Annotated in this window: 23 protein-coding genes; 1 reads left to right on the plus strand and 22 read right to left on the minus strand. The window is 40.4% G+C overall.

Annotation, left to right across the window (positions count from 1 at the left end; translation table 11 throughout):
- Positions 1 to 3: 3 nt before the first annotated feature.
- The 11 genes from IGK01_RS10580 to IGK01_RS10630 form a co-directional block, all read right to left on the minus strand.
- A complete protein-coding gene (locus IGK01_RS10580) occupies positions 4 to 1,104 on the minus strand; it encodes a DgaE family pyridoxal phosphate-dependent ammonia lyase (RefSeq protein ID WP_438840736.1) in 1,101 nt (366 codons plus the stop codon).
- Positions 1,088 to 2,200, minus strand: a complete 1,113-nt coding sequence (locus tag IGK01_RS10585; RefSeq protein ID WP_438840737.1) for an amidohydrolase/deacetylase family metallohydrolase — start codon at positions 2,198 to 2,200, stop codon at positions 1,088 to 1,090. Before IGK01_RS10585 ends, IGK01_RS10580 begins: the two co-directional genes overlap by 17 nt.
- A 9-nt stretch (positions 2,201 to 2,209) precedes the next feature.
- Complete coding sequence (locus IGK01_RS10590; RefSeq protein WP_023520146.1) at positions 2,210 to 3,298, minus strand: DUF871 domain-containing protein; 1,089 nt, start codon at positions 3,296 to 3,298, stop codon at positions 2,210 to 2,212.
- A gap of 24 nt (positions 3,299 to 3,322) precedes the next feature.
- Positions 3,323 to 4,663, minus strand: a complete 1,341-nt coding sequence (locus tag IGK01_RS10595; RefSeq protein ID WP_409173556.1) for a PTS sugar transporter subunit IIC — start codon at positions 4,661 to 4,663, stop codon at positions 3,323 to 3,325.
- A 278-nt stretch (positions 4,664 to 4,941) separates the two neighbouring features.
- Entirely contained in the window at positions 4,942 to 5,643 is a 702-nt protein-coding gene (locus IGK01_RS10600) for a GntR family transcriptional regulator (protein WP_438840738.1), read from the minus strand.
- A 289-nt stretch (positions 5,644 to 5,932) separates the two neighbouring features.
- Positions 5,933 to 7,378 carry a glycoside hydrolase family 1 protein gene (locus IGK01_RS10605; RefSeq protein ID WP_010734697.1) on the minus strand — a complete coding sequence of 482 codons (1,446 nt, stop codon included), beginning with the start codon at positions 7,376 to 7,378 and terminating at the stop codon, positions 5,933 to 5,935.
- A 16-nt stretch (positions 7,379 to 7,394) separates the two neighbouring features.
- Positions 7,395 to 9,266: a beta-glucoside-specific PTS transporter subunit IIABC gene (locus tag IGK01_RS10610; protein ID WP_438840739.1), complete on the minus strand. Its 1,872-nt coding sequence runs from the start codon at positions 9,264 to 9,266 to the stop codon at positions 7,395 to 7,397.
- A gap of 118 nt (positions 9,267 to 9,384) precedes the next feature.
- Positions 9,385 to 10,233 (minus strand): BglG family transcription antiterminator LicT, encoded by an 849-nt coding sequence (gene licT, locus IGK01_RS10615; protein ID WP_010734695.1) that lies wholly within the window; start codon positions 10,231 to 10,233, stop codon positions 9,385 to 9,387.
- Positions 10,234 to 10,749: 516 nt separating this feature from the next.
- Positions 10,750 to 11,463 carry a class A sortase gene (locus IGK01_RS10620; RefSeq protein ID WP_010734694.1) on the minus strand — a complete coding sequence of 238 codons (714 nt, stop codon included), beginning with the start codon at positions 11,461 to 11,463 and terminating at the stop codon, positions 10,750 to 10,752.
- 28 nt (positions 11,464 to 11,491) lie between these two features.
- A complete protein-coding gene (locus IGK01_RS10625) occupies positions 11,492 to 11,824 on the minus strand; it encodes a nucleotide pyrophosphohydrolase (protein ID WP_010734693.1) in 333 nt (110 codons plus the stop codon).
- 301 nt (positions 11,825 to 12,125) lie between these two features.
- On the minus strand, positions 12,126 to 13,319 hold the full coding sequence (locus tag IGK01_RS10630) for an MFS transporter (protein ID WP_019722476.1): 1,194 nt from the start codon (positions 13,317 to 13,319) through the stop codon (positions 12,126 to 12,128).
- A gap of 240 nt (positions 13,320 to 13,559) precedes the next feature.
- On the opposite strand from IGK01_RS10630, the gene IGK01_RS10635 reads away from it, so the two are divergent.
- Positions 13,560 to 14,249, plus strand: coding sequence for an N-acetylmannosamine-6-phosphate 2-epimerase (locus IGK01_RS10635; RefSeq protein ID WP_438840740.1), 690 nt, complete (start codon positions 13,560 to 13,562; stop codon positions 14,247 to 14,249).
- A gap of 304 nt (positions 14,250 to 14,553) precedes the next feature.
- Here the strand turns inward: IGK01_RS10635 and IGK01_RS10640 are convergent, their stop codons facing one another.
- The 11 genes from IGK01_RS10640 to eutD form a co-directional block, all read right to left on the minus strand.
- Positions 14,554 to 15,390: a PHP domain-containing protein gene (locus IGK01_RS10640; RefSeq protein ID WP_023520150.1), complete on the minus strand. Its 837-nt coding sequence runs from the start codon at positions 15,388 to 15,390 to the stop codon at positions 14,554 to 14,556.
- Between the two features lie 42 nt (positions 15,391 to 15,432).
- Positions 15,433 to 16,323 (minus strand): PhnE/PtxC family ABC transporter permease, encoded by an 891-nt coding sequence (locus IGK01_RS10645; protein ID WP_010734688.1) that lies wholly within the window; start codon positions 16,321 to 16,323, stop codon positions 15,433 to 15,435.
- Position 16,324: 1 nt separating this feature from the next.
- On the minus strand, positions 16,325 to 17,122 hold the full coding sequence (locus tag IGK01_RS10650; RefSeq protein ID WP_438840741.1) for an ABC transporter permease subunit: 798 nt from the start codon (positions 17,120 to 17,122) through the stop codon (positions 16,325 to 16,327).
- Between the two features lie 11 nt (positions 17,123 to 17,133).
- On the minus strand, positions 17,134 to 17,886 hold the full coding sequence (gene phnC / locus IGK01_RS10655) for a phosphonate ABC transporter ATP-binding protein (RefSeq protein ID WP_224434181.1): 753 nt from the start codon (positions 17,884 to 17,886) through the stop codon (positions 17,134 to 17,136).
- 12 nt (positions 17,887 to 17,898) lie between these two features.
- Complete coding sequence (locus tag IGK01_RS10660) at positions 17,899 to 18,969, minus strand: phosphate/phosphite/phosphonate ABC transporter substrate-binding protein (protein WP_428221906.1); 1,071 nt, start codon at positions 18,967 to 18,969, stop codon at positions 17,899 to 17,901.
- A gap of 307 nt (positions 18,970 to 19,276) precedes the next feature.
- The gene (locus IGK01_RS10665) at positions 19,277 to 20,161 is read right to left on the minus strand and encodes a diacylglycerol/lipid kinase family protein (RefSeq protein WP_010734684.1); all 885 of its coding nucleotides are present in this window, start codon (positions 20,159 to 20,161) and stop codon (positions 19,277 to 19,279) included.
- A gap of 391 nt (positions 20,162 to 20,552) precedes the next feature.
- Positions 20,553 to 20,996: a cupin domain-containing protein gene (locus IGK01_RS10670; RefSeq protein ID WP_409173560.1), complete on the minus strand. Its 444-nt coding sequence runs from the start codon at positions 20,994 to 20,996 to the stop codon at positions 20,553 to 20,555.
- Positions 20,997 to 21,009: 13 nt separating this feature from the next.
- The gene (gene eutH / locus IGK01_RS10675; protein ID WP_438840742.1) at positions 21,010 to 22,149 is read right to left on the minus strand and encodes an ethanolamine utilization protein EutH; all 1,140 of its coding nucleotides are present in this window, start codon (positions 22,147 to 22,149) and stop codon (positions 21,010 to 21,012) included.
- 12 nt (positions 22,150 to 22,161) lie between these two features.
- The gene (locus IGK01_RS10680) at positions 22,162 to 22,422 is read right to left on the minus strand and encodes a EutN/CcmL family microcompartment protein (RefSeq protein ID WP_010734681.1); all 261 of its coding nucleotides are present in this window, start codon (positions 22,420 to 22,422) and stop codon (positions 22,162 to 22,164) included.
- 13 nt (positions 22,423 to 22,435) lie between these two features.
- Positions 22,436 to 23,044 (minus strand): hypothetical protein, encoded by a 609-nt coding sequence (locus IGK01_RS10685; RefSeq protein WP_438840743.1) that lies wholly within the window; start codon positions 23,042 to 23,044, stop codon positions 22,436 to 22,438.
- A 12-nt stretch (positions 23,045 to 23,056) separates the two neighbouring features.
- Positions 23,057 to 23,689, minus strand: a complete 633-nt coding sequence (gene eutD, locus IGK01_RS10690; protein ID WP_034691491.1) for an ethanolamine utilization phosphate acetyltransferase EutD — start codon at positions 23,687 to 23,689, stop codon at positions 23,057 to 23,059.
- Position 23,690 lies beyond the last annotated feature (1 nt).

Here is a 23,690-nt window from a genome sequence, read left to right on the forward strand (position 1 = left end):
TGATTACTCCTTTGGTTGTAAGATTTCATTTAAACGTTGGATGATCTGTTCCATCTCTTTTTGCGTCACTGAGCGAATATCGAACTCAATGATCCCATTGTTCGCTTGGTACTCTCTGGTATAAATGACTGGGGCTTTTGCTTTTAGCTGCTCGATGATCGTCCTGGCAGAGCCTGTAACGACTTGGATGCTGGCACGATAGATTTCTCGCCCAGCTGGATCTTGGACGACTTTAGCCTTGATACCTGGCAACTTTTCCAGTGCTTCGACAAATGGCTGAACTCTTTTTTTCATCGATTCACCTGATTCACTACCATGTATCAAATAATCATCGACTGCTTGGACAAAGCCTAAAACATTTTCTTTGCCGATCTTCATTGATCGACCAATGCCTTGTGATTGCAGACGAACCCAAGAAACGAGCGGATCTTTACCAATCACCATCCCTGCACTTGGACCTTCAATCGCTTTGGCACCTGAATAGATCACTAGATCAGCGCCCAATGCGGTATATTTCAGTAAGTCTTCTTCGGCTGCTGCATCAACGATCAAAGGCAGTTCGTAGTGATTAGCCACTTTTACCGCTTCTGCCACATCCAACATACTTTTCTGTACGGTATGATGACTTTTGATGTACAAAATACCTGCTGTTTGCTCGGTGATCATCGCCTCGATGTGGTCAGGTGTACATTGGTTGGCATACCCTGCCTCAATGACATGCCCACCTCCTTGATGGATCATTAATTCCACTGGCACACCGTAATCGACATTGTGACCTTTTGGTAAAATGATTTCTCTGCGTTTGATCGTTTCGTCATAAGGGTGATGCACATGGTACATCGATCCTTGACCGATCACCGCAGCAACGGATTGAGCGATTCCAGCAGATGCGGAAGAAACGATTTGAACATCGTCTACTTCTAATTGTTTTGCCAAGTATACACCGGTTTTCTTCATCAATTCAGCCATTTCAAAAAAATGTTCGCCCCCAAAACGCTGGGCTTCTAACACCGATTCGCTCAAGGTGGACACGCCTAAGATCGTCATTCGACCAGAAGCATTGATCACTTCATTCAAGCCAAATTTCTCATGATTCACAGTCATAACTGACACCTCCAATAATAACGCTTACAGGGATGATTTGCTGTGTGGTCGTTCGTGTATTGCCATTCGAATCCATCAATTGTTTTTCTTGATCGAGAAACTTATAAATCGTAAAGTCTGCATCAAAGCCTTCTTTGATGTTGCCTTTTGTCGCTAGGTTGAACTGTCTCGCTGGTGCGCTGGTCACTTTTTCAAGGATTTCTTTCCAAGAATAACCGACAACGTAGAGTTTCTCCATCGTCGTTGCTAAATCATATACCGGACCATTTTTACGATTTCTGATATAGATATCTGTGCTGATCGAATCGGCTTTGATTCCCGCATGGAGCGCAGTTTCTGCCACATCAAAATTGAAACTATCAGTCCCATGTCCGATGTCGAACACCACACCATCAGCAATGGCTTTTTTGACGAAGGATTTGATTTCATTGGTCGCTGGATCAATGATGCCATTAGGCTTTCCATTGAAGCAATGAGTCATCACATCATTCTTTCCCATATGCGCTAAAATTTCATCTAAACGTGGAGGCGCAGAACCGATATGGACCATTAATGTTAATCCAGCATTTTGCTTTTGGATTTCTTTTGCTAACTTTAAAGGCGTAATCCCATTTTTACCCACGACTGTTTTACTCATCCGAGCTTTTAGCCCTACAATAAAATCAGGCAATTCTGTTAGTTTTTGATGAACCAGATCTGTTTGGATTTTTGATAAATCTGCCAACTCATCTTGTTCCACAATCCCCCATTTTGAAATATTCAATAAAGCAAAAACATTTGTCTTTGCTTGCTTTGCATATTCATAAAATGTATGGATGTTCTCCGCACCTGTCGTTCCAGCATCAATGACCGTGGTTACCCCTTTATCCACACCGATTTCATCGGGATAGTCGTAATATAATGTCATTTCTTCAAAACAATGGACATGATCATCGATCCACCCTGCGGAGAGATACTGTTCATCTGAAAGTACCAGTTCTTGTTTCCCAGATTCTTCGATATGCTTACTGATCAAGGCGATTTTGCCGTTCTTCACACCGATATCAACAGGTTCTTTGCCTAACTCCTGACTGTTTCTTATAATTAAATCAAACATGACAAACGCCTACTTTTCTTTAAATTTGAATTTTGACCAAGGGTGGACGAAGGATAGTAACAGTTGTTCATCCGCCACAATGGCACCCACTTTATTTTTTCTTGGATCTTGATGTGGCGTTAATACGATCTGTAACTCATTCTTGTATTTCCCAAAGGAATCATTTCCAATGACGACATCACCCACTTGAAACGTTTCTTCATTGTCATGAGGAGGATTAGCATCTGCTTGATACGTTTTTCTCACTTCTGTTGAACGGATCACTTGCGACGTGATATCTCCTCTGCGAACGTGTTGTTCGTTCAAAACGATTCCTCGTTCGACTTCATGGGTCTGAGGAAGAAACTCAATAGCAAAAACAGTTTGGTATCGATCAACTGTACCTAACGCTTGCAACTCTTCTTCTGAAGCATACGCATTGCCGATAATGACATCATCGATAAGATTAGTCGCAAATAAATGTTTAGCCGCTGGAACGACACCTAACTGGCGATGCATTTCCAATGTTGGTAAGCCATCGTTTACATCCCAAGGGCCGATTGTTCCCGTTTGAGAGGTAATAAAAGCGGCGGTACGGATGCCTTGGCGTTTAAATCGGCAACTGCACGTTTCAAAAAATTCATAAGGAAGTCCAGTTCCTGCTTGAGGATAAAAATTATGACACCCGTATAAAAACGGGGTATTCGCTTGGTGGCTCAAAATATTTTCTAAATAGGCCACATCATTACTCATATTCAATTCAATTGCTAACTGGTAAGGATTGTAAGTCAGTAGCGCTTCTTTTCTACCATCAAAGCCTAAATCTAAACGAATCCCATCTGCACCTAGTTCATGAAAAAAACTCATGTCATCATAAGAAATGTTCAACTGTTCGAAAATCGATGGTGCGACATCTAAAATCGTTTCAAAGCCAAGTGATGAAGCATATTCGATCAATTGTTGAAATTTCTGTTTGATTTGTTCTGTTTCCTCAGTCACTTCTAACATGCTCATAAAAATTCGAGTAAACCCATATTTATGTGCCATTTCGAGATAGGCACGATCTTCTTGCGGATTGCTATGATCAGGATAAAGAGAGATTCCTAGTGAACGTTTCATATTAACGCCTGCTTTCTTTTCTATTTACTCGTTCGTGATACCATCTGTGATCTGGACAGAGGCTTGTTCTGCTTGTTCTGCTTGTTCTGCTTTCTCCTGTGCCAACTGTTGTTTCTCAAATACTTTGAAGAATGGATAATAGATCGCCAAAGTGATAAAGAAGTTGAACACGACTAAGACACCCGCAACGACACTCCAATTGGTACTCATCCAAGCCGCAAATGGCGCTGGTATCGCGAAAGGCAGCCTTGCCACCATCATTGGCACTAAACCACTTACCGTAAGGACATAAGAAATTGTTGTCGTTACTAAGGGTGCGACAATAAATGGGATGCCTAATACTGGGTTCATGACGATCGGTGCACCAAAAATCATTGGTTCATTGATATTGAATAAACCGGGAAGGATCGACAGACGTCCTAAGCTTTTCAGATACTTGGATTTGGAAAACATGAACAGTACGACTAATGCAAGGGTCGTACCTGCCCCACCGATCCAGACAAACCATTGTAAAAATTGTTCTGTAAAGATATTTGGCATATCATGTGCATTGGTTCCTGCATTGAATGCGTCGATATTTTCAGCAATCGAGATATCCCAAAACGGACGAATCACCGGTCCCATGATAGCTGGTCCATGAATCCCTAATACCCAGAAGAAACAAATCAAGAAAACCGTAAGTAGTCCACCAAATAAACTGTTCCCTGCTAACACGCCTTTAAGTGGCATCAACAATTGACTCAAGAAACCATTCAAGTCAAAGCCAAGCAAATGACGGATGACCCAAAAGAAAATCAAGATCACTGCTCCTGGGATCAATGCGACAAAAGAATTCGTCACTTCTGGCGGCACACCATCTGGCATTTTTATCGTGATTTTCTTTTCAATAAAGAAACGATAGATCTCTACAGTCAAAATCGCTGTTACGATTGCCCCAAACAAAGAACCTGAACCAAGATTTGCAATATTGATATAGCGTCCAGCGGTTATCCCTTCAAGATCTTCCAACACTTGAGTTGGTGGCGCAGCTACGATCAGAAAGGACATCAAAGCTAAAATACCAGCAGTTAATGAATCTAAACGATAGCTCTTTGCTAATGAAGAGGCAATCCCAAATGTGGCATATAAAGCTAAGATCCCCACTGTATATCGAAATGGGATATCTAAAATTGCCCGATATGGTTCAATGACTGCTGCGACCGACGCAATCGGGATGTTCAATAATATCGTAAAAAATGAACCAACGATCGTTAATGGCATTGTCGCAATGATTCCTTTTCGAATCGCTGTCATGTGACGCTGTGTACCAATCCGATTCGCAACAGGCATGATTTTTTGTTCGATCAACCCTACAAATTTATCCATTTATTACTCCCCCTCATTTAAACATTATAATGTTTAAATAAAAGATAACATATCAACGATATAATGTAAACATTTTCATTAAAATATATGATTATTCTGACAAAAAGAGACTGAGACACCCAGCCTCTCCCACCTCCTGAAACCGAATAAACGGCGTGAACAGAAGTAACCTCTTCGAGAAACAAGGCGCCATCCACAAAAATTTGAAGAACAATTTTCATGGATGACGCCTTATTTCTCGAGGTTACACACTTCTGCCCCGACCTCATTGCGATTGTCTATGTTTCGTAGTTGATATGATAAGGATGTAGATTCGTATGATAAATTGCCTCTGAATACTCGACCACTTCTCGATCTTCCGTCGTTGATCGACGTACACGCTTGATCCCGATTTCTGAAGTCGTCTTTAATAGTGCTTTTTCTTCATCTGTTAAAAACGTGGCAGAAAAGTCATCTGAAAAAGAGTCGATAATGTGATTATTCTGTGTGAGCAATCGGTACAAAGATTCTTTATCAAATTCTTTTTGTTTCATTTTATTCATGTCTTTTGGTAAATAGTGAACAAAATAGATATATGGTTGGTCATTTAAATAGTACAAACGCTTGAAGCATACCGCAGCTGAACCAAACATCGAATATAATGGATGATCTTTTTTGATACTGATTTTTTCTAAACCAATCGTTTCTTTGCGAACCTCATATTGGGAATCTTTTAAGATCTGAGTAAAACTTTCGGCTTTAGATAAACGATTGTAAGGACGATTGCTTAATACTGTCGTTCCCCGACCACTTTTCTTTTCGACATATTCATCTGTAGCTAATAACTCGATGGCTTTTCGCACAGTGATTTTACTCACTTGGAACAATTCTTCTAACTCATTTTCAGTCGGTAACATACTCCCCACCGGATACTTTCCTGAAAAAATATCCTCTTTGATCTTGTCTGCTACTTCTAAATATAAAACACGCGTTCTTTTCATAGCTTCACCTTTCACCTTTATGTTAGTAAAAGAATAACATAAATAAACAAAAAAAAGAATAGAAATATTGATAATTGGTCTACCTATGTACAAATAATAAGCTTAGACATAACAAAACGTCTAAGCTTATTACCCTACTTTTTTCGTACCTTTGTTATATCCTTGTTTTAATAACATAATTACCGATTATAAAAACAAGGAGAATTTTATCAGAAATTTCAAATAATCATTAAATTTGTAAGGAATTTTGTGGTGAAAGGCCTTTCTATAAAAATGGCCCAGTCGTTATTTATCCTAATTCTTCGCCGTTCGTTTTAATGACTGCCTTGTACCAGTCAAAAGATTTTTTCTTGGTACGTGCTAACGTCCCATTTCCTTCATCATCAAGGTCGACATAAATAAATCCATAGCGTTTACTCATTTCCCCTGTAGATGCACTGACTAAATCGATACAGCCCCATGGTGTGTAGCCCATCAAATCGACCCCATCAGCAACTGCCTCAGCCATTGCTTCGATATGACGACGCAAGTAATCGATACGATAATCATCATTGATTGAGCCATCTTCTTCCACTTTATCGATCGCACCCAAGCCATTTTCAACAATAAACAGTGGTTTTTCATAGCGGTTATATAATTCATTCAACGCCACGCGCAATCCTTCAGGGTCGATTTGCCAGCCCCACTCACTTGCTTCAAGGAATGGATTCTTCACGCCGCCTAGTAGGTTTCCATTCGATGTATCGGCATCTGGATTGGTTTCATCGATAGCTGATGACATATAGTAACTAAACCCGATATAATCTACTGGATACTCTTTTAATAATTGGAAATCTTCTTCTGTTTGTTCTAGTTTTGCGACGTCAACTCCATATTTCTTATACGTACGTGCTGTATAGGCTGGATATTCGCCACGAACTTGCACATCTGTACAGAAGAAGTTGAACTCTTGATTTTGGATCAATGTAGCCACTTGATTGATCGGATTTGCATCAATACTATAGGTCGTTGCATAAATGATCATACAGCCTACTTGGATATCCGAACGCAAATCATGTGCGATCTTCACCGCTTTACTGCTAGCGACAAACTGATTATGCCATGCTTGGAAAATATTTTGGTAGTCACTTGCGCCATTGCTTTTGACCAATCCTTGACTCAATGCTGGGAAATGGAAAGCTGAATTGATTTCATTGAATGTCATCCAATATTTCACTTTGCTGCTGTAACGTTCTAACACTGTACGAGCAAAACGTTCATAAAACTCTATCAACTGACGATTTTTCCACCCACCGTATTCTTTTGCTAAATGTAATGGCATTTCATAATGAGAAATCGTAATGACTGGCTCGATATCATAGCTCAAGCACGTATCGATCAGTTCATCATAAAAAGCTAAGCCCGCTTCATTTGGTGTTTGCTCATCACCTTGAGGGAAAATTCGTGTCCAAGCAATGGAGAAACGATAACTTTTAAAGCCCATTTCTGCAAATAAAGCAATATCTTCTTTGAAGTGATCGTAATGTTCGATTCCACGATGATTCGGATAAAGGTATTTCTCCTCATCGATCGTCCAATCAAATTCTTCACTCCCGATGATTGCAAAACGTTGTTTACCACCAGGCATTGCATCGGCGACAGATAAGCCTTTCCCATCGCGGTCGAAAGCACCTTCTAATTGATTGGCGGCTGTTGCGCCACCCCATAAAAAGTCTTTTTTGAATCGTGCTGTCATGTTTGTTTTCCTCCTTTTATTTTACAATTGCCAGAAAATCTTCATTAGCAATAATTTCTTGTTGATCAAGTTCTAACACATCTGCAAAGTGATCGGTATTCGTTACGACCACAGGGGTGATCACGCTATAGCCTGCTGCTTTTATTTTCTCAATATCAAAGCGGACAAGCAAGTCCCCTGCTTTTACTTTGTCTCCTTGTTTGACAAATTTTGCAAATCCTTCACCATTTAATTCGACAGTATCCATCCCGATATGCATCAAAATCTCTACACCATCTGTGGTTGTCAAACCTACTGCATGACCTGTTGGGAAAATCGTCGTGATTTCGCCATCTGCCGGAGCAACTAATTCCCCCTTCTCAGGATCAATCGCAATCCCTTTTCCCATTGCCCCAGAAGAGAAGACTTTATCTGGTACTTCTGTCAGTGGTAAGACTTTTCCAGTCAATGGACTTTTCAAATTGTGACGTGCTGTGCTGATCGTATCCCCTGTGGTTGTTTCTGTTGCTTCTAATTTTTCATCTTGAACTTCTTCATCAAAACCAATCAAGTAAGTACCGACAAACCCAAGAACAAAAGCAACTGCTGTACCGATGATCGCCATAGTTACACTTGATTCAAGCGCTGGATCGGTACTAATAAATGTTGGGATGGTCAGTAAACTGATCAAACCACTAGAGAATGCTTTTACGCCAGCAAACCCGATGATTCCTCCACCGATCCCACCGGAAATACAGGCAACGATAAATGGTTTTTTCAAAGGTAAAGTCACACCGTAAACAGTCGGTTCAGTGATTCCAAAGAACGAAGTGATCATTGAAGAGATCCCTAATGAGCGTAATTTTGAATCTTTCGTACGTAAAGCCACACCTAATGCTGCACCACCTTGTGCCAAAATTGCTGGCAAAAGCATTGGCATCAAAACATCAAAGCCATATTGTTCGATATTCAAGAAGATGATTGGCACAAAGCCCCAGTGCATCCCAAACATCACTAATACTTGCCACATGCTACCCATGATGACCCCAGCAACTAATGGACTAAAGCTATAAATCGAATTGAACAACCCACCTAAGGCATTACCGATAACGGTTCCAATTGGCCCTAATACTAAGAAAGTCAAAGGCACCATGACTAACAAGACGATCATTGGCACAAAAATCATTTGTAAAAATTGTGGAATAACTTTCTTCACAAGTGGCTCAAACTTACTTTGTACCCAAACCGCTAAGATGATTGGAATAACAGAAGAAGTATAGCCTGATTGAGATAAGATCACTGGAAGACCAAAGAAATCAACTGCAACACCTGATCCTGCTAATTGCGTGATTGTTGGATAAACTAATGCCATCGCGATTGCTACGGACAAAAATTGATTGGTCTTGAATTTCTTTGCGGCTGTAAAGGCCAACATCACTGGTAGGAAAGTAAAGACTCCATCTGCTGCTGCAAACAAGATTTGGTAAGTACCACTATCTGCTGCCAACCAACCGAGAACTGTCGCCAGTGATAAGAAACCTTTCAATATCCCAGCAGCTGCCATAGCACCTAAGAACGGGGTGAAAATACTTGAAATAATATCGATCAAGCGATTCAAAGGATTTTTACTTGTATCCTCACTTTCTGAACTTGCCTCTTCGCCCAAGCCTTGTTCATCCACAATTGCTTGATAGACATCAGACACATTACTGCCGATCACGACTTGGTATTGTCCGCCACTTTGAACGACTTGGATGACATCTGGATCATTTTTTAATTTCTGAGTGTCGGCAATCGATTCATCTTTCAATTTGAAACGTAATCTTGTCGCACAATGCACTAAACTATTGACATTTTTTTCTCCACCTACGGCTTCCCAGACTCTCCGTCCTACTGCTTGATTATCCATATTCTGTCCTTCTTTCTTTTTGATAAAAATAAAAAACCTAGATTGAAAAAACGGTCACGTGATGAGACGTGTCCATATTTTCAATCTAGGTTTTGCCTGCTTGATCCAGTAACAATCCTTATGATTGGGTTTGTTTTTCTGTTACTACACGTTGGATGTGGATCGTCAGGTAGATTTGTTCCCCTGGTCCCATCTCTTTTTGTTGTGTTTGTATCAGGTATTCATTGATCCGTTCCACACAGCGAAACGCTTTTGGATATTTTCCTTGGACAAGCGCATAAAGAAATTCATCTTTCTCATCCGAAGCTTCATCTTTTAAGTATCGTTGTGTGAAAAATTGTAAATGTGTGATGATTCGTTGATAATTCAAGGAATCTTCGTCAAAGGCGATGCCGAAAAATTTACTGATGATACTTAGGATATCTCGCACCATTTTCGTTGCCGCCATCGTTACTTGCATGTCGCCATTTCCTTGTTCACTATTGACGAAATGAAAGGCTATGAAGCCTGCTTCATCCATTGGTAAGGTCACACCAAGCTTTTCTTCAACAAGTTGAAGGGCTTGTTTGGCTGCTCGATATTCTTTAGGATAAAACTTTTTTGTTTCAAATAATAAAGGATTCGGTAATTCGATGTTTTCCTTTGCTCGACTGATCGCATAATGGATATGATCGGTCAGTGTCAAATAGATGTTTGGCGATAATTGGATGTTTAGTTGTTCTTCGGCAAGGTCGACGATCTGCTTCACCAGCTCGACCTCTTCTAATGGGACATCTGCCATCAATTGTTGGAACTGATGCGTAGTAAAAGAATCTTTTAACACAAATTCTTTTTGGATCGATTCTTCAGAGATCGTATCGCCTGATTTTTTTTGAAAAGCAAGACCTTTTCCCATGCAGATGATTTCTTCGCCTAATTCATTTTTTGAAATGACGACGTTATTATTCAAGACTTTTTCTATGACCATCTACATCGACCTCCCAACTAAAAAATAAAAAAACCTAGAACCCGCCCGTAATTACTAGCTGAATTCTGGTTTTGCCTGCCGAACAGTAACAATCCGTTGTTTAACTACATTTACTATATCACTATTACATTCGTTATGCAACCCTTTTCATGGTTTTTATTTTTTCAAAAGGAGAAGAACTTTTAGCATTTTGTAACACTGAATCCAATATACATGCGATGAGAGTAACAAAAAAGGAGTGGGACATTCGTTCACCTCCCCCACCTATAACCGAATAAACGGCGGGAACAGAAGTAACCTCTTCGGAAATAAGGGTCTCCCTGAGAAAATATAGAAAACTATTTTCTCAGGGAGACCCTTATTACTTGGAGCTGAACGGCTTTTTCACAACCTCTAATAAACGGTGATCGAAAAACTGATTTTCATCACTAAGCTAAAAAATTGTAAAATATGAGAAGCTATTTTTCAATTTTCTATCTTACTGCTCAGATCAAAACGTTTTTCTCACAACCTCTTCTAAAACGTTCTCGTTGGCATGTCAAAGGCGTTTTTCATTTCTTGGGTGGCTTCTTTCATTGGTGTGATACTTTCGAGTTCTCCTTGGACGACTAGGCGTGTAATGGCATCCATATCACCACAAGTGATCAAGGTGATCAATTCTTTTCCTTCTTCGATGTTCAATAATTCTGTTGCTGAAGGGTCGACTTTTTCTTTGAATGTCGCTTTATACGTGTAGACGTTTTCCAAATCGACGATATAGATTTTATCCCCTAAGTTTAGATTTTCTAATGGAGTAAAAAGTAATTCCGGATTGTTGGCACGATGACTTGCTAAGGCATAGTTGCCTTTCCCCATTTCTTGATTTGGGTCTAACGTTCCGGCACCGTACAATAAGTTTGCATTATCTAACCCTCTAAAAATCGGCAAATTGATCGAGACGGATGGGACGGCGATACTTCCAATGACTGGTAGATCTGGTCGATTCAATTGGGCTCTTAACACCGCTTCTGAACTCATTGATTCAACTGAATCAAAGTCAAAGTTTGCCTCTTTTTGATTATTTTTGACAATATCATCACGAGTCACATTAGAGATAGCGTACGCATCTCCTGTATTTTTAACAAAAAAATCTTTGATCTGTTCATTAAAGATCAAGGCTAATCCTACTAATAATAGTAGAAACAATAGGAAATTGACCAGCCACTTTTTGACTCTTCCTTTTTTTTTCATGTATCTTCCACCTTCCACGCTTATCTTCCTATGATAATTCTGTATATTTTTCTTTGTTGTTTTTACTTTTTTCTACTGGGTATTTCTGATTGTTTTTTTCTAATTTTTCTTCAATGATCGTATCGATATCTAAATTTAGATTGTCGGCCATCATATAAGAGTATATCAACACATCTGCTAGTTCTTCTTTGATTCGTTCAAGCTGAGTGGTGGTGACTTCTTCTGGTTGCTTCCATTGGAATAACTCTAATAATTCTGAGGCTTCTAAAGAAATCGAAATTGCTAAATCTTTTTCATTATGAAATTGCCGCCAATTGCGATCATCTCTAAATTGATTGATTTTTTCCATGCTTTTTTCCATTGATCTTCTCCTAATTTTAAATCAAGTTACATTAATCATACCATGTTTAACGAAAAAATAGTTTAGACTTATTTTAATAATCTGTTCTATTTTTCAGAAAAAAGAAATATCTTATCGCCGGTTTTAAATCAAAGAAAAGGTTCATTTACGTCTCATCCACGCTAAGTTCACCGTTTGGATTGGTTGGTCGGTGCTTTATGTAAAACTGGGGCTGTGACATTCGTCTTCTCCAACTTAGAACAAACGCTTCTGTCACAGCCTCAATTTAATCATATGTTAGAATATCACTTTGATCCATTTACTATTGTTGTAAACTTGTTTTCAGATCTCTTACACCTGATAAAGTCATCAAGACGAGTAAACTGATTAAATAAATTCCACTCAGAAATAGAATAACAGCCGTCAAACTATAATGGTCCATTAGAAAGCCGATCACGATCGATGAAAAACCACCTACTGCTCGTCCTAGGTTCATGATAAAGTTATTCGCCGTGGCACGGATCTCTGTTGGATACAAACTACTGATGATCGCTCCATAACCACCATACATTCCGTTGATGAAGTAACCTACGACTACTGCTGCAGCAACTAAACTCCATTGACTGTGTGCAAGTACGAGTAAAAAGACAGACAAAGAGGAGCAAATCAGAAACAAACCAAATGCGAGGGTTGGACCAACTTTATCCATGATGATCCCAAACGTCATCATCCCTAATGACATCCCCAAAATCGTGCTGATCATCCATAAAGAGGAACCCGATACTGATAGACCTAATTGTGCTTGCATGATTGAAGGCAACCAATTCATCAAGCCGAAATAACCAGCAATCTGTACAGTAACCATCAGACTAAGACCTGTCGTTTGCCATGCCATGTGTTTCGTTTGGAACAAATGACTAAGCTTTGTCTTTTTCCCAGTTTCTTTTGTTTCTTCAAATGCCTCTGGTTCTTTTAGCCCTCTTCGAATAAACAAAACCATCAAGACCGGCAAGACACCGATGACATAAAGCATTTTCCAGCCAAACAAAGGAATGATCACTGCTGCTAAGATGGCGGCCAAAGCTGCACCAACTTGTGCGCCGATTGCAGCGACAGAAGATGCACGACCAATTTGTTTCTTTGAAAAGCTTTCAGAAATCAAAGACATACATGCGCCGTATTCCCCGCCAGCGCCGATTCCTGCGATAAAACGAAACAGATAAACAAGATAAATATTCGAAGCAAAATACATGAGTAAAGAAGCAATCGAGAATAAAATGACGGTTTGCGAAAATACTTTGACTCGCCCATATTTATCCGCCATCAATCCAAAAAAAATACCTCCAACGAGCATCCCTAAATTAGTGATCGTTGCAATCAACCCTGCTTGCGTTCCACTAATATTAAAAGTTGCGATCATTGAAGATAATGAAAAAGCTAAAAACATAATATCCATATTTTCTAAAGCAATACCCGCCGATGTTGATAATAATACCTTTCGTTGATACTTCGTCATTTTTCTTCCCCTTTTCTTTAAATCACCCTAAATTGTTAAAATCATATCCAAAATCCAAGAAAAAATCAAGAACTTTTTCAGTATATGCGAAAAAATTTTGATCCTTCTTTTGTAAACGAATGATTTTTCCAATGGAAGGTGCTGTGAATAAAGCCCTTTCTCTTTACACGCATGAAAGCGGATGCTATATTTCTTGGTAGAAATTGCTTACTATTGTTTTCAGATTGGAGTTTTTGACAAATGGACAAACAAGAATTTTTAGAACAAATCAGTCATGGATTGATCGTTTCTTGCCAAGCATTACCTGGCGAAGTTTTTTATTCAGAAGAAGGTGGCTTGATGCCTTATTTTGCACTAGCTGCAAAGAAAGCTGGCGCAGTCGGTATTCGGGCAAATTCAGTCAGAGATATTTTAGAGATCAAAGAGAAAGTTGATTTACCGATGATCGGTATCATCAAACGGGACTATCCACCTGAAAAACCGTTTATCACTGCAACGATGAAAGAAGTGGATGAATTAGTCGCCACTGGCGTAGAAGTGATTGCACTTGATTGTACCCTGCGTAAACGACACGATGGCTTATCGATCAACGCATTCATTGAACAAATCAAAACGAAATATCCTCATCAATTATTCATGGCAGATATTGCGACCTTTCAAGAAGGAATCAATGCTTATAAAGCCGGGATCGATTTTGTCGGGACGACATTGAGCGGCTATACCGAAGAAAGTGAAGAAACAGAAGGGCCTGATGTGCAGTTGATCAAACGCCTTCTTGAAGCAGATGTGTGCGTGATTGCAGAAGGAAAGATCCACACGCCCCAACAAGCCAAGGAAATCCAAGCGTTAGGTGTAGCTGGTATCGTGGTTGGGGGCGCCATTACCCGCCCACAAGAGATCACGCAACGATTTGTTGCTGCGTTAGATTGACAACACTTGAAAACAAAAAAACCACTGTCTTGAAGTAACGGTTCACACTGATCAGGGAATGGGACATTCGTTCACCTCCCCCACCTATAACCGAATAAACGGCGGGAACAGAAGTACCCTCTTATTATTAAAGTGCCCCTTCTTGAACTCCGTTTATTCCATTCTAGACAGTAATGGCGTACTAGATACTTTTTACCTACACAAAAAACGGTCTTTCAACACGTGCAAGGATGATCGCACGAATGGAAAGACCGTCTTTTCAGCCAGGGGGCTAAATAAAATATAGGATAAAAAAGAAAAAAATTTAGTTGGCTTTCATATGTGCATCGAGTAATAACTCGTCAGGAAATTCACGAACATTAGCCATGGCACACTCACCAAAATAATCTGGCCCGTTCTTCCCTTTAAAATCAGATCCTCCAAAACAGTGGATATTGAAACGATCAACTAATTCCTGTACTTTTCGTTGATCTTTCAAACTATGTTCTGGATGATATTTTTCGATACCATCAATACCAAACGAAGCCAGTTCAGGGATCAACTCGAAACTGTCGAGCTTTCCCGGATGGGCAACGACGGACATCCCGCCGCCGATCTTGATTGCTTGGATCACTTCGTAGACATCGATCATCTCTGCCTCTTCTTGACCAAAATCATTATATTTGAATAATTTACGGTAAAGATGTCCATCAATCGATGTATCGTATCCTGCTTTGATCAACGCAGACATGATGTGTTGTTTGTAAAGAGCGGTCGCCTGTTTCGCAAACTGTCTTACTTGCTCTTCTTTGATACGAAATCCTTCAGTTTGGATACGTCTCAACTGACGTAAGGTATTTCTTGTTCGCGCCGCACGCAACGGTTCACATAACTGTTCGATATACTGATAATTCAGTAAATTATACCCCAAGATATGTACCTGTTGCCGGCGTTTGAAATCATAAGCGGTCACTTCGATGCCTTCAATAAAATTGATTGGGGAAGGAGCGAAGACCTGTCTTATGTGAGCTAATCCCGCCGAGGTATCTTGATCTACGACGGACAGGATATTCATGTGATGATTCAATGCTAATTTGAGTAGTTCTTCTGGTGAACTGCTACCATCTGAAAAGTAACTATGGACATGCAAATCTGCTTTCACTCGACGTTCTCCTCTCCTTTTTTCCAGTCAATTTCATCTCAATCAAGCGTGAATGATATATTTTTTTCGTAGTCTGATCGCCACGACTTCTAAGATCGCAACTACTGCTAAAATCATATACACTAATACGCCGATCTCATGAAAATCAAAATAAAAACTACTTGTCATCGCAAGTTGGAACCCTAAACCACCCGCTCCTGCGGCGGCACCTACGGCAATCGCATTAGTAAAGTTGATCTCAAAACGAATGAACAACCAAGAAAGCAAAGCGGTCATACAAGAAGGTAAAATTGCTTGGAACACCACCTGCCACCAACTTGCCCCACATGCACGCAATGCTTCGATCACACCAGAATCGATTTCTTCAATACTCTCAGAAAAGACCTTTGTGAGGTAAGCAATCGTGTGAAAAGACATGCCAATGATTGCCGCATTCGCACCCAATCCAATCAAGATCGAGAAAATCATGACCCACAAGATCGTTGGCACCGCACGGATGAAGGACATCACTGTTCGGATCGCGTTTGATGGGCCTGAATGGCTGATATTTCTTGCTGTAAATAACGCCATCAAGAAGGCTGTCACACCTCCAAGCAATGTGGTGATCACCGCCAAACCTACCGTCATACCTAAAGCTTGGAGCAATGTCTCAAAAGAAAAACGTCCAGAGAGTCTTGGCTGGAGAAAAATCCGTTGCAAGTCTGTAAAAAATTGTCGCGTCGCATCCAGCAATACAACCTCGCCATAATCCATCGTGAGTAAGGTGTAGATCGATATACTAGTCAGTAGCGTAAACAAGACCCAAGGGACGATCCGATAGGTTTTCCACACGCGAATACGGATTTTCTTTTTAGCATTTCGTCTGATTTTTGTCGGTTGGGCTAAGACGGTTTCTGTCACCGCTAATTCAAGTTCACTTTGTCGTTGGACCATATCAATGAATCATCCTCCTAATTTTATTGGACGAAAGTTCCAGTGCGATCACGATGACAACGATCGTCAAGATGACCATTCCTGCCATATCGTAGCGAAATTTCTTATAATAGAGGTCAAATAGAAAACCGATCCCCGTTCCGGTCAATATGCCGACCAATGTTGCATCACGGATGTTGTTTTCGATCATGAACAATATCCAACTGATCAGCTTACCAAAGACCATCGGTAAGACGCCTTGAAAAATGATCGCAAAGTAAGAAGCACCAGTCGCCGTCATCGCTTCTGTGATACTTCCTGCCACTTCATCGATCGTTTCCATAAACGAGCGTGTCAAGTAACCGTACGTTGTAAAGGTGATGGCTAAATAACCAGTAAATTCATTTTGTTTGAAACTCAACAGTAGGACCATTGCCCAAACCACGATCGGGATATTTCTAAAAAAACTAGCAAAGACCCGTGCCACTGTTTTTGTTCCCTTATTCAGGCCAGTTGTCTCTGAACCAATGATTGCCGTGATCAATGAAAATACTGTGGCAGTCATCGTTGCTGTGATCGACAACAAAACCGTCTCAAGTAATTTAGATAAGATCAATGGCAAGGATTGGATCGAATTTTCCGTTGGGATAAAATTGGTGAACAACCAGACAAAACTCTGGGGAATCGCCGCAATAGCTGCACCAAATTGAAAGCCAACAAATTGTGAAAAGGCAACGTACACGACAACAAAGCTAAAGAGTGTCACAAATAAAAACTGCTTCTTTTTACGAAAGAGATCTTGATTCAGTTTTTTATCCATCCAAGCCCTCCCTATACTAACAATTCATCAGACTGATAAATCTGATTGATTTGATTTGTTGTCAGTTCATCTGGGTTCCCAGAGAACACGACATTGCCACTGTTTACGCCAATGATCCGATCGGAATAATCGATCGCAACCTCTACTTGGTGAAGATTCACTAGACAAGCGATATCTAATTCTTTCGTCACTTGCCGTAAGTAATCCATAACGACTTTCGAAGATTTGGGGTCTAAAGATGCAATCGGTTCGTCACATAAGATCAACGCAGGACGTTGCATCAACGCTCGAGCAATCCCGACACGTTGTTTTTGTCCACCACTCAATTCATCACAACGTGTGTAAGCAAACTCTGATAATCCGACTTTTTCTAACAAATCGAAGGCTTCCTGTTTTTCCTCTTCATTGTAGACACCAATCGAGCCTTTCACGGCAGACTTGTATCCAAGTCTACCGTGAAGGACATTCTCAATAGCTGTGAGGCGACTGACTAAATTATAATGCTGGAAAATCATACCGATTCTTCTTCTTTTTAAGCGCAAAGACTTCTTCTTTAGACGTTGCATGTCCTCATCTTCAAAGAAGACAGCCCCTTCATTGGCAGAAATCAACTGATTGATACAACGTAGAATCGTGGATTTTCCTGCCCCAGATGGTCCGATGATCGAAACAAATTCTCCTTTTTCTAGTTGAAAGGAAATGTCCTTTAACGCTTGTTTCCCGTTACTATAGGTTTTTGAAATCGAGTCTACTTGTAATAGCATGGCTCGTCCTTTCTACTTCGAGCGAAGTGGGTCATAGAAACTATCAGTGACTTCTACAAATTGTTCATCGGCTTCTTTCTGATATAGACCCACAGATTCTGAGTCTTTTGGTGAAAAGATCGCTTCATTATTCGTCACTTCTTCACTCATCATGGCTTGAGTGATTTTATCGACTGTTTCTTCATCCAGATTATCTTTGTTGACAACAAATGGTCCATTTAACACTGGGATCGAATGGATCACACGGACTTTTTCGCCTCTGACTGTATCAAATGGTGCCTCTGCATCAGCTTTTACTTGGTAAACGACACCAGCTTTGTTTTCTTCCCCCTCCACGACATCAAAATATTGAGCCATGTTCATAAATGCTGCTGCATCCGCATCTCCCTTAAGCAAGTTGACGGCAGAGCCTTGATGGGAACCTCCGAAAAGTACTTTGTTGAAGAAATCGCCATCGATGATCAATTCATCCGAACTACCAAGTCCAAACTGATCAACGATTGCTTGACTTGGTACTCTAAACCCAGAAGTCGAAGAATTAGAGACAAAGGAAAACGCTTTGCCTTCGATCGGTTCCAACGTATAGCCATCACCCTCTTGATACTCCGCTGTATCTTCTTCATTGACGACAATAAAACTGTAATAGACGGCATCTTCCAGAGTGCCACTTGCACCCGAATTTGTTAAAATCGCTTGAACATTTTCGTTTTTTCTATTTGCTTCAATATAGCCATCGGGCCCCATATATGCCAAATCTACTTGTCCGTTGGCAATGGATTCGATCACGATATTATAGTCCGTACTTATGACGATTTCGACGTCTCTACCTGTTGCTTCTGATACGATCGATTGGATTTCATTTCTTGATTGTTCAAATTCACTTGCTGATTCATTGGGATAAAAAGCAATCTTGATTGGCTCAGAAGAATGTTGACTTTCGCCATCCGCTTGAGCATTAGAATTACACCCAGCTAATAAAAATAAACCGGTCATGAAAAACATCGCACTAATAAGTTTCAATCGTCTTTTATTCCAAAACATGTGTGGTAAGCTCCCTTGTTTTTTATTTGGTACATCTTCCATTTTATGGACTCAATGTAAATTTCTAATGGACTTCGCGATAGGAGTAGATGAAGATTGTAAATCATTTGTAAAACAAGGGTTCTTTTCTTTGATCAACCAACACCTTGGTACATCTGCGTCTTTTTTTGAAATAAATGAAAACCATAAAAAATCCTCTTAACAAATTCATCCAATGTTTACAAAAAAACGCAAAAAATAAAGGATGACTCGGTTGATTTGTTTCATCATCGAGTCACCCTTTTCTATTTTTATCTTTCATATTCGTGGTTTTAGGTAGTTGGTCTAGTTGATTTTGTTTAATTTGATTCTAACAATAAACGGATAGATGAGACGGTAATACTTCGATCGTTACTGGAAGTTTTGTTCCTTCATCTCCATCGATATTTGTTGCCAGTTCTTCTTCGTCCACTAAAGAAATCACTAGTTTTTCTGCGGTCTGATACGCAAGATTCTCCGTTGTCGCATCGACCCCTTTGATCAAATCAGGCACTGCTTTTAAGGTATCAAAAAATGAGCGGTCTTTTAAATATACAAAATGAAGCTTGCCATCATTGATTTCTGCCTCTGGTAAGAGCGTCTCAAAACCACCGACTGAGTTTGTCAAACCAATCAGCAGTGTGCTACTTTCGATTTCTTCCTCTACGCCATCAGCTTCCACACGGAACGTATAGGATTGGGTATTCGTCAGTTGTTTGAAGCCAGAAATAAAATAAGCCATCTTTCCTAGTTTGGTTTTCTTTTCAGGATCAACGTCATTGATCGCTTCTGGAATCGTTCCAATGGCAACGACGTTCATAAAGTATTGATCATTGATTTTCCCGATATCTAACGGTTTCGTGTGGTCGATCGAGAATTGTTGGATGGCTTCTTCTGGATCAATCGGCATATTCAATGCTCGGGCTAGATCATTGACCGTTCCTAAAGGAAAGAAGCCAAAATTTGGTCGTTCCTCTTGCTCTGCGAGACCGCTGATTGCCTCATTGACTGTTCCATCACCGCCCATCGCAAAGACACTATCGACTTTTTCCAACGCCCCTTCACGAGCAAAATTTGTTGCATCGCCACTTTTTTCAGTGTGCAAGACTTGGACTTCCTCAAAAATGGTACGCAATTTATTTTCTGCCATTTCTTCATATTCTTTTGCTTTTTCTCCTCCAGAACTAGGGTTAACGATCAACAACGCTTTTTTCATCCGATTTCTTCCTTTCTTGTTTGTTCTTTCTCTTACAATAACATAAAACAAGAAAATTCTAAGGAATGATGCTATTGGGAAAAGCAACAAAAAAGCGGTAAATCCTGAATCAACAGAATTTACCACTTCACTTTTCAGATCATTTATGCGACAAAAAATACTGCCGCTTCAAAACGTGCCACTTGACTCATTAAACCTAAACTATTCAGAAGCACCGGTTATTCGGCTTTAGTACATTCTAGACCTTCTTCCGCACTCTCATGTAACGATACTTGAAATAAAAAATAGCCACTCACTTAAATTGATTATTTGCACCTATTCATTGTTACCTGAGATCATGAAGCCCGACCAGCCATAAAACCAAATAACCGGTACTTCCGAAATACTTTGTTTATTGCGATTGCCAATCGGCTGGATAAGTGACATAGATAAAGCGTGCTTCACCAGTTACTGAGAACTGGATACTCGTACTTTTCGGGATCAAGATCAATTCGCCAGCTTTTGCAGAGACTTTGCGTCCATCGATCAATACATCTAACTGACCAGAAATCACATAATCGATTTCATCATATTCTAACGTCCAATCAAAAGTCGTATCGGTCATTTCCATAATGCCACAACCTAGACGTGGGCTTTCTTGTAATGAAAAAAGATCTTTTGTATACACACGGTCAGCAGGGTTACCTGTATCAAGGCGATCTTCCTCAGAAACAGTCATTTCTGCTAGTCTAATGGAAGCAACACCACTAGGATCGACCTGTTTTGCCGGCATCAATTTTTCCATCACTAATCGTCGTACTAAGTTTTCGATCATTTGACGATCTAATTCTGCCATTTTCGCCACGCTCCTATTCTACGATCGTTTGCTCTTTCGTTGTTGTTTGCTCACTTACGGTTACTTCTTTTTCTTTTCCTAATAAACGATTGGCCATGAATACTGCGACAAAGATTGCAGTGATCCCACCAACGATTTTTCCAACCATCATCGAGAAAATCATTTCTTTCGCCACGCCCGCAGTAAAGCCTAAATGATCACCTAAAATAAATGAAGCAGAAACTGCAAATGCTACATTGATGATTTTTCCACGACGGTCCATATCTTTTAACATTTGGAACATTGGGATATTGTTTGCTAAAGTAGCCACCATGCCGGCAGCTGCAATTTCATTCATACCTAAAACTTTTCCTAATTTCATCAATGGTTTGTTGAACACTCGTGTGATGACAGCTACTAAACAGAATGCGCCAGCCAATGTCAACGCAATGTCACCCACTACTTCGATACCTTCTGTCACCGGAGCAATTCCTGGAATCAATGTGATGTCAACTAATTGTTGGATTGCACCAATGACCAAGCCAGCAATTGCGACGATTACTACACCTTTACCAAAGACATTGAATCCTTTGATCATTCCTTGTGGCGCTAACCATAGACCAACGATGATCAAAGCAGCCACTATCACGATCGGCAATAAGTTTGGTAAGATCATACTCATTGGCATACCAGCGACTAAGCCACCTGCTAACAAACCTAATGGAATCGTAATTATCCCGCTCAGCACACCTGTTGCTAAGTATTGTTGATCTTCTTTTTCAATGATCCCTAAGGCAACGGGAATCGTGAAAACTAATGTTGGGCCCATCATTGCACCTAGAATCGCACCGGCAAACAAGCCAGCTTGTGGATCATGTGCCATTTGTTGTGCTAAGGCGAAGCCACCCATATCGTTTGCTAACAAAGTCGTCGCAAACATCGAAGGATCCGCACCTAAGAATTCATACACAGGTACAACGATTGGGCTAAGAACTGTTGCAAGAACAGGTGCTAATGTGATGATCCCGACCATTGACAAAGCTAATGAACCCATCGCCATCAAGCCTTCTTCAAATTGTTCCCCTAAACCTAATTTGTTCCCGATACATTTATCGATCCCGCCGATAACCATAAAAAGAACCATGATATACATAATGATTTCATTGATACTCATCGTAAATCTCCTTTATTCTTCAATTGAATCAATCACACCGACAATCATTGCATCAATGGGTGTATCTGGATCACCAGCTGAAATTCTGGCTGCTTGTCCTTTGCTGATCAATACCTTGTCACCAACTCCGGCACCGGCATTGTCTGCTGCGACAATAAATCCGATTTTTGTTTCTTTCTCGTCTAGTACATCGACCATCAGTAGTTTCCAACCATTTAGTTTTTCATCTTTTCTGGTCGACCATAGACTTCCAGTCACTTCACCTAATAGCATCTGTGATCCCTCCTCATTTGAATAAACGATTTCTTAGCGCATACTCCTCTGCTAAGGGTGTCAACCGTTCCTGATTCATTAAATCTATTCCATTTGTTTGTTGTAGTCGCTGGATCAATTGCTTCTCTGTGATATACTTTCGCTTTGGCAACTCATTTGCTAACACCTTTTTTCGGCAAGCCGCTAAAAATGAGTCATAGCTTGCATTTTCTTCTTCGAAAAAATACATCCCATAACGTTGGCATTGCACTGTTGATTCAGTGATTTTCTTTTTCAGATGGTACTTCATTTTGTTTGGACTGGTCACTGACTCTGTTTGCAGAACCAAGACAGGCTTTCCTGCGAACAAAAAAGAAAGGATACTCGCCGTTTTACGATCAATCGGTAGCAACTGAGCAATCGCGGCCAATTGAGGAAAACTGACATGTTGGACGACTAAGCCATCGCTTTTCGTTGGATCTTGCGTTTCTATCCAATCGACCATCGATCGTTCAGCGAATAACGTTGTAGGATAACTTGCTTTTTCGTCCATCCATGCTAACTGATAGTAAGCTGCGGGCAATCGGTTCATCAGCATTTCGGTGACTTGCTGAATGACTTTTTCAATCTCCGTTACCTTCACGAAATCCCCTCCCTATTTACAAATGTAACCACGATCTCCTTTGTTCAAGCCACACGCATTTGCTTCATCGTAATCAATGTGCATATACGTCGCAAAATCTGGACTGACACGGACAACCACATCATCAAAGATCAGCGGACGACTTGCTTCCACACGTACTTTCACCGTTTGACCATTCACTACTTGGTTTTTGTTTGCATCTTCTGGCGTCATATGGACATGGCGCTTTGCCACGATCAACCCTTTATCTAATTGAACAGCTGATTCACCGTTCATCAAGACCACACTTGGTGTTCCTTCGATTTTGCCGCTTTCTCTGACAGGCACGCGACTGCCTAAAATACGTGTATCCGTCATCGAAACTTCGACTTGTGACTCCGCACGTTCTGGGCCTAAAATAACCACATTTTGGAATAAGCCTTTGGGACCTGCGACAGTGATCCGCTCTTTGCAGACATACTGACCTGGTTGGGACAATTCTTTTACTTTGGTCAATTGGTATCCTGGACCAAATAATGCGTCGATATCTTTGCGACTCAAATGCACGTGTCTTCCTGAAGCTTCTACTTCGAAAGAATGTTGTTGTGACTGGATACGTTGTACCACTTCATTGATAATTTCATTTAAATGATCCAATCGGTTCATC

The organism is Enterococcus sp. AZ080 (assembly GCF_051714945.1).
Taxonomy (GTDB): Bacteria; Bacillota; Bacilli; order Lactobacillales; family Enterococcaceae; genus Enterococcus_B; species Enterococcus_B pernyi.

What these genes read in the sequence shown, in the direction of transcription:
- IGK01_RS10580 (WP_438840736.1), bottom strand. Translation starts at nt 1,104, where the DNA reads ATGACTGTGAATCATGAGAAATTTGGCTTGAATGAAGTGATCAATGCT.
- IGK01_RS10585 (WP_438840737.1), bottom strand. Translation starts at nt 2,200, where the DNA reads ATGTTTGATTTAATTATAAGAAACAGTCAGGAGTTAGGCAAAGAACCT.
- IGK01_RS10590 (WP_023520146.1), bottom strand. Translation starts at nt 3,298, where the DNA reads ATGAAACGTTCACTAGGAATCTCTCTTTATCCTGATCATAGCAATCCG.
- IGK01_RS10595 (WP_409173556.1), bottom strand. Translation starts at nt 4,663, where the DNA reads ATGGATAAATTTGTAGGGTTGATCGAACAAAAAATCATGCCTGTTGCG.
- IGK01_RS10600 (WP_438840738.1), bottom strand. Translation starts at nt 5,643, where the DNA reads ATGAAAAGAACGCGTGTTTTATATTTAGAAGTAGCAGACAAGATCAAA.
- IGK01_RS10605 (WP_010734697.1), bottom strand. Translation starts at nt 7,378, where the DNA reads ATGACAGCACGATTCAAAAAAGACTTTTTATGGGGTGGCGCAACAGCC.
- IGK01_RS10610 (WP_438840739.1), bottom strand. Translation starts at nt 9,266, where the DNA reads ATGGATAATCAAGCAGTAGGACGGAGAGTCTGGGAAGCCGTAGGTGGA.
- licT (WP_010734695.1), bottom strand. Translation starts at nt 10,233, where the DNA reads ATGGTCATAGAAAAAGTCTTGAATAATAACGTCGTCATTTCAAAAAAT.
- IGK01_RS10620 (WP_010734694.1), bottom strand. Translation starts at nt 11,463, where the DNA reads ATGAAAAAAAAAGGAAGAGTCAAAAAGTGGCTGGTCAATTTCCTATTG.
- IGK01_RS10625 (WP_010734693.1), bottom strand. Translation starts at nt 11,824, where the DNA reads ATGGAAAAAAGCATGGAAAAAATCAATCAATTTAGAGATGATCGCAAT.
- IGK01_RS10630 (WP_019722476.1), bottom strand. Translation starts at nt 13,319, where the DNA reads ATGACGAAGTATCAACGAAAGGTATTATTATCAACATCGGCGGGTATT.
- IGK01_RS10635 (WP_438840740.1), top strand. Translation starts at nt 13,560, where the DNA reads ATGGACAAACAAGAATTTTTAGAACAAATCAGTCATGGATTGATCGTT.
- IGK01_RS10645 (WP_010734688.1), bottom strand. Translation starts at nt 16,323, where the DNA reads ATGGTCCAACGACAAAGTGAACTTGAATTAGCGGTGACAGAAACCGTC.
- IGK01_RS10650 (WP_438840741.1), bottom strand. Translation starts at nt 17,122, where the DNA reads ATGGATAAAAAACTGAATCAAGATCTCTTTCGTAAAAAGAAGCAGTTT.
- phnC (WP_224434181.1), bottom strand. Translation starts at nt 17,886, where the DNA reads ATGCTATTACAAGTAGACTCGATTTCAAAAACCTATAGTAACGGGAAA.
- IGK01_RS10660 (WP_428221906.1), bottom strand. Translation starts at nt 18,969, where the DNA reads ATGGAAGATGTACCAAATAAAAAACAAGGGAGCTTACCACACATGTTT.
- IGK01_RS10665 (WP_010734684.1), bottom strand. Translation starts at nt 20,161, where the DNA reads ATGAAAAAAGCGTTGTTGATCGTTAACCCTAGTTCTGGAGGAGAAAAA.
- IGK01_RS10670 (WP_409173560.1), bottom strand. Translation starts at nt 20,996, where the DNA reads ATGGCAGAATTAGATCGTCAAATGATCGAAAACTTAGTACGACGATTA.
- eutH (WP_438840742.1), bottom strand. Translation starts at nt 22,149, where the DNA reads ATGAGTATCAATGAAATCATTATGTATATCATGGTTCTTTTTATGGTT.
- IGK01_RS10680 (WP_010734681.1), bottom strand. Translation starts at nt 22,422, where the DNA reads ATGCTATTAGGTGAAGTGACTGGAAGTCTATGGTCGACCAGAAAAGAT.
- eutD (WP_034691491.1), bottom strand. Translation starts at nt 23,689, where the DNA reads ATGAACCGATTGGATCATTTAAATGAAATTATCAATGAAGTGGTACAA.